Genomic DNA, 5596 nt, shown 5'->3' on the forward strand with positions numbered 1-5596 from the left:
GCAGGAAGGGAAACCTCCGGTGCCGGCGGTGAGAAAAGGCAGAGGCCGCCCTGACGGGCGGCCTTTTTACGTTCCGGTGGCGTGAAACAGGTAATGTCCGGCAGGTTGCAGGAAATGTAAAAACACTTCGGAAACGAGGGATGTAGTGCAGACACGCTGTACTGCCTGTTCAGGTATTATCCGCGACATCGTCCGGAGTCGTGTATGCAGTCAATATCATTCCCATACCACTGCCATTCAGATCATTTCATATCCGCCGGTGTTCATTCCGGTGAGCGATGCAGACATCCCTCAACCCGATAAATGAAGGATGTTAAGAACAGCATAAAGCTGTCATCAGCCGTGAAAATGCTGAACAGCCGCAGAACAACTGCCTTTTATTCTGGTTATCCCGTGTCTTCTCAATCTGGCTACGCCACCACTGACCAATAAATTCTGCAATCAATACCGGCTGATTAATATCAGGTCAGCTCACCGGCCGCCTGTCAGGCCCTATACCGTGAACAGAAACGGAACGGCATTGGGCCGGTGACGGTATATAGCCACCCCGTGCGGGATCTGACTACCGGGATAAAACAGCAGCAATCTTCACCGGTGATCTCTGTGCCCGGTTTAGAAAAGTGGTCATATCCGTTAACTTACAGAAAATAAAGACATGGAGATCTTTATTGGTCCGGACTTTTTATAAGGCAAACGGTATATGCCCGTTACCCCAATTAATAACGGCATTCAGCATGTGTTCTTTCACGATGGGCGATACATTCATTTCCCAGCCAGGGCTGGTCACGATCAGTAACGTTTGTGGATAGTAAAGTACGTCATCTGCCGGTTAATACAGCGGTTCAGACTATTGTCTTCGTAATTCGTAATTTGCGGTCTGAGGGTGATGACCTTAGCTCTCTCCCCGAAAGCTGTATTCCGTAGATTGATACTCTCTGGCAGGAAAGGCCACCGTTAAGGTTTTTCCCCAGCCTGTCTTCGAAAGATACCAATCCCTCTGATACCCGATAACGCCAGGAAAACCATCAGCAGAGGAATATCATCAACCCGCTGAAATACCCTGATGGCCGGTAAGGGATAGTAATGAGTTCTGACTTTACAGGTTATTGCCCGACTGACCTTTATGCAGCTCCGCTGCTGTAAATGATTTCCGGTGTGCCCTCACCGATGAAAATCTCAAAACTCACAGGTATATCAGGTAAACTATCGACCATATACTTTTGTTAAGGTCAGGATATGTCTAACCCAACCCATTCTTTAAAGCCCTTTAATACGCTTGGCCTTGATATTCACGCTGATGAAATCATCCGGGCAAAAAGTGCAGCCGATCTCAGGAAGGCATGGGACACTAGCCGGTCAGCGGATAAACCCTTTCTGTTACTGGGCGGCGGGAGTAATGTGCTGTTCCTCCGGGATTTCAGAGGTGTCGTCGCCATTAACGAGATAAAAGGTATTTCACTCTCTGAGGACGACGAGAGTTATTTCCTGCATGTCGGTGCTGGTGAAAACTGGCATCAGCTGGTCAAATGGTGTTTACAACATAATATCGCCGGCACCGAAAACCTGGCATTGATCCCGGGCGTAGCAGGATCCGCGCCTATCCAGAATATTGGTGCTTATGGTGTCGAATTCAAAGATATTTGTGACTATGTCGATGTCACAGAACTGGCGACCGGCAGAGAATTTCGTCTTGAAAAAACGCAGTGCCGGTTTGGCTACCGTGACAGTATCTTCAAGCATGAATTTTGTCAGGGCTATGCAGTAACGGCCATCGGTCTCCGGCTGAGTAAGCAGTGGAAACCGGTTCTGACGTACGGAGAGTTAACCCGGATGGATACCGCGACGGTTACCCCGAAACAGGTCTTCGATGCCGTCTGCGATATGAGAAAGAGTAAACTGCCGGATCCTGAAATTCAGGGAAATGTCGGGAGTTTCTTCAAAAACCCCCTAATCACCGGCAAACTGTGCGAGCAACTACTGGCGACATATCCGGGGCTGCCACAGTATCCACAGGCCGATGGCACAGTGAAGGTCGCCGCAGGCTGGCTTATCGATCAATGCCGGCTAAAAGGGTATAAGCTGGGTGGTGCCGCGGTACACAGTTTACAGGCCCTGGTGCTGATTAATGATAACCAGGCAACGCCACAGGATATTGTCGGCCTGGCAAAGCATGTCCGGCAGTGTGTCGGGGATAAATTCAATATCTGGCTCGAACCTGAAGTGCGTTTTATTGATGCACTCGGCGAATGTGATGCTGTCGGAGCGATCTCATGAAAGATTACAGTGTACCGTTGAAAATTATCCGAGTGCTGTCTGATGGCGAATTTCACTCAGGTGAACAGCTCGGTGAAAAACTGGGGATGAGCCGCGCGGCAATCAATCAGCATATCAATACACTCAAAAACTGGGGTATCGATATCTATACCGTTACCGGCAAGGGTTACTGCCTTTCTGCCGCGTTGCAGTTATTAGATGATGAGGCTATCCGGGCCGGTGTCCGGGGAAGCGGCGATGTCCAGGTCATACCGGTGATTGATTCCACCAACCAGTATCTGATGGAAAGGATGAGTGATCTTCACTCCGGTGATACTTGTGTCGCAGAATATCAGCAAGCCGGTCGCGGACGCCGTGGCAGACAGTGGTTCTCCCCCTTTGGTGCCAATTTATATATGTCCATGTACTGGCGCCTGGAACAGGGGCCCGCAGCAGCCATGGGATTAAGTCTGGTCGTGGGTATCGTCATTGCTGAAGCCTTACAGGCTGCAGGGGCGGAAGATGTTCGCGTTAAGTGGCCCAATGATCTCTATCTCAATGACCGGAAACTGGCAGGCATTCTGGTCGAGCTGAGCGGTAAGACCGGGGATGTTGCTCATATTGTCATTGGCGCGGGCATTAACCTGATGATGCGTAATGTGGATAGCAGCGTCGTTAACCAGCAGTGGATTAGCCTTCAGGAAGCGGGCATCACGATAGACCGTAATGCACTGACGGTCGGACTGATCAATAAAATGCGGGAAGCCCTCGCGGTATTTGAAACCGAAGGTCTGGCACCGTTCATTAACCGCTGGGCAAAACTGGATAACTTTATTAACCGACCGGTAAAACTGGTGATAGGTGAGCGGGAGATCCAGGGTATCGCACGAGGAATCGATAGCCGGGGGGGATTATTACTGGAGCAAGAGGGTGAAATTACCGGCTGGGTCGGGGGCGAGATTTCCCTGCGTCCGGCGCAGGCTTAGCAGGGAACGGGGATAGCTCAGCCATTCCCCGTCAGTCTGTAGTGACTATTTTCTTAACCTTACCGAATGCACAGCATGATTTTCACCTTTCGCTAAAATCAGGCTGGCCCGTTCACGGGTTGGCAGAATATTTTGCTGAAGGTTCCGGCCATTAATATCATTCCATAAGCCACAGGCGATTTCTGTGGCTTCAGACTCCGCCAGACGTGCGTAGTTATGGAAGTAGGAGTCCGGATCGCTGAAAGCCCCTTCCCGGAACTTCAGAAAACGGTTGATATACCAGCGCTGGAGTAATTCTTCCGGGGCATCCACATAAATAGAAAAGTCGACAAAGTCAGAAACGAAGACACGATGCGGATCATGGGGATAATCCATTCCGCTTTGTAAGACATTCAGCCCTTCAAGGATAAGAATATCAGGCTGTGTGACCCGCTTATCGCCATCGGGGATCACATCATAAATCAGATGTGAATAGACCGGCGCTGTCACCTGTTGTTCTCCTGATTTCAGGTCAGAGACAAATTTCACCAGTTTGTGCATATCGTAGGATTCCGGGAACCCTTTTTTCTTCATTAATCCGCGTTCTTTCAGTACCGCATTAGGGTGCAGAAAACCATCCGTCGTGATTAACTCAACCTTCCGGTGCTCCGGCCAGCGACTCAGTAAGGCCTGCAATACCCGGGCCGTGGTACTCTTACCGACGGCGACACTGCCGGCAATACTGATGATATAGGGTATCTTCTCTTCATTAGTTCCGAGAAACTGTTCCAGAACCGCCTGGCGACGCAGATTCGAGCTGATATAAAAATTCAGTAGCCGGGAAAGCGGCAAATAGATTTCTGCTACTTCTTCCAGAGAAAGATCTTCATTAATCCCTTTCAACCGGGCAATTTCGTCACCGGTTAAGGTCATGGGTACCGAATCGCGCAGGGTAGCCCATTGTTCACGGGTGAACGATAAGTAGGGGGAGGTAGCCAGTGACAAATTTTTTTTACTCATATTCCGACATCTGACGACAAATTTATCCGGTCCATCATCGACTGACATCGAGCAGTAGGGTGAACTGCAGCCGTGATGAAGATGAAATAGTGTAATAATGAGGTAGCAGGCTGGAGGTTAACACCAGAAGGGTTCCGGGAAAAAGCAAAAGATGTCAGGCCGGGGAAATTTCACAGAGCAGGAGTCTCCTGATAAAAAAAAGCAGGAAGGTTTGGAGTAAAGTTCCTTTTTAGTGACTCATCGCACAGTAAAATTGTCAGCAATATGCTTGTTTTATCAGCACTCAGTTTGTCCGGCACAAAAAAAGTAAGTTTTTTCAGGCTAACGGGTGCGAAAAAACCGGGAGGGAATAGGGGCCCGGTGAGATCTCTGAACGTAAAACTTCCGGTGAAATCCGGGAGCAGAACAAAAGATCACCACTATTTGTTGTTGATTTAGACAGTAAAAACGAAAAAAGCCCTGTTTTGGATAAATAGTAAGCGAAGAGAAAAAAAATTAAAATTTGTTGTTGCATCCTGGCGCGGTGCCCCCTAAAATGCGCCTCAACTTGATGCCGACTTAGCTCAGTAGGTAGAGCAACTGACTTGTAATCAGTAGGTCACCAGTTCGATTCCGGTAGTCGGCACCATTCAAGTTAAGGTGGGATTCCCGAGCGGCCAAAGGGAGCAGACTGTAAATCTGCCGTCACAGACTTCGAAGGTTCGAATCCTTCTCCCACCACCATCTCTGCTCTTGCAGAGAAAAATGTGAAGCAACACGCTATCACAGCCTGGTGAGCATAATTATCACCCCGAGTGTAGGCTGGAAGTTTCAGTCGAAAGTCGGTCAGTTTATCTGGCAGACTCGAATAATAAGAGAGCCATCTTATTATTCAAAAGCTACAGAAATATCAGGTAGCAAGAGTTCCAGGATGCGGGCATCGTATAATGGCTATTACCTCAGCCTTCCAAGCTGATGATGCGGGTTCGATTCCCGCTGCCCGCTCCAGATGTGCTGATATGGCTCAGTTGGTAGAGCGCACCCTTGGTAAGGGTGAGGTCCCCAGTTCGACTCTGGGTATCAGCACCACTTCTTTTATCTCCTCTCCTGAAATTTCTGTTCACTTAAATAATTCATTTTTTATCAGGCATCCTGAATCCTGGTTGATGTGATCATATCACCGACTTATCCGTGCTTTAAAAGGGTTATCTAATGGCTAAAGAGCAATTTCAACGTAACAAACCACACGTTAACGTCGGTACTATCGGCCACGTTGACCACGGTAAAACCACTCTGACTGCAGCAATCACCACCGTACTGGCTAAACACTACGGCGGTGCTGCACGTGACTTCGCGCAGATCGATAACGCGCCTGAAGA

The 5596-nt window shown here is 49.0% G+C and carries 4 protein-coding genes and 4 tRNA genes; 7 read left to right on the plus strand and 1 reads right to left on the minus strand.

The features are described from left to right. Positions 1-1236: 1236 nt before the first annotated feature. Positions 1237-2274, plus strand: a complete 1038-nt coding sequence (murB, locus tag ABD035_RS16370) for a UDP-N-acetylmuramate dehydrogenase (protein WP_343871206.1) — start codon at positions 1237-1239, stop codon at positions 2272-2274. Next, on the plus strand, positions 2271-3239 hold the full coding sequence (gene birA / locus ABD035_RS16375) for a bifunctional biotin--[acetyl-CoA-carboxylase] ligase/biotin operon repressor BirA (protein ID WP_343871207.1): 969 nt from the start codon (positions 2271-2273) through the stop codon (positions 3237-3239). The genes murB and birA overlap by 4 nt, the downstream gene beginning before the upstream one ends. Positions 3240-3284: 45 nt before the next feature. Here birA and coaA read toward each other — a convergent pair whose 3' ends face one another. Further along, entirely contained in the window at positions 3285-4238 is a 954-nt protein-coding gene (gene coaA, locus ABD035_RS16380) for a type I pantothenate kinase (RefSeq protein ID WP_343871208.1), read from the minus strand. A 552-nt stretch (positions 4239-4790) separates the two neighbouring features. Between coaA and ABD035_RS16385 the strand changes: the two genes are divergently transcribed. The 5 genes from ABD035_RS16385 to ABD035_RS16405 all read left to right on the plus strand — a co-directional run. After that, a tRNA-Thr gene (locus ABD035_RS16385) sits at positions 4791-4866 on the plus strand. Between the two features lie 10 nt (positions 4867-4876). After that, positions 4877-4961 (plus strand) — tRNA-Tyr (locus ABD035_RS16390). Positions 4962-5150: 189 nt separating this feature from the next. Then, positions 5151-5225, plus strand: a tRNA-Gly gene (locus ABD035_RS16395). Between the two features lie 5 nt (positions 5226-5230). Further along, positions 5231-5306, plus strand: a tRNA-Thr gene (locus tag ABD035_RS16400). Positions 5307-5429: 123 nt separating this feature from the next. Next, the coding region (locus ABD035_RS16405; RefSeq protein ID WP_343868279.1) for a GTP-binding protein at positions 5430-5596 on the plus strand (167 nt) is incomplete at its 3' end.

Source organism: Tatumella terrea, assembly GCF_039523755.1.
Lineage (GTDB): Bacteria > Pseudomonadota > Gammaproteobacteria > Enterobacterales > Enterobacteriaceae > Tatumella > Tatumella terrea.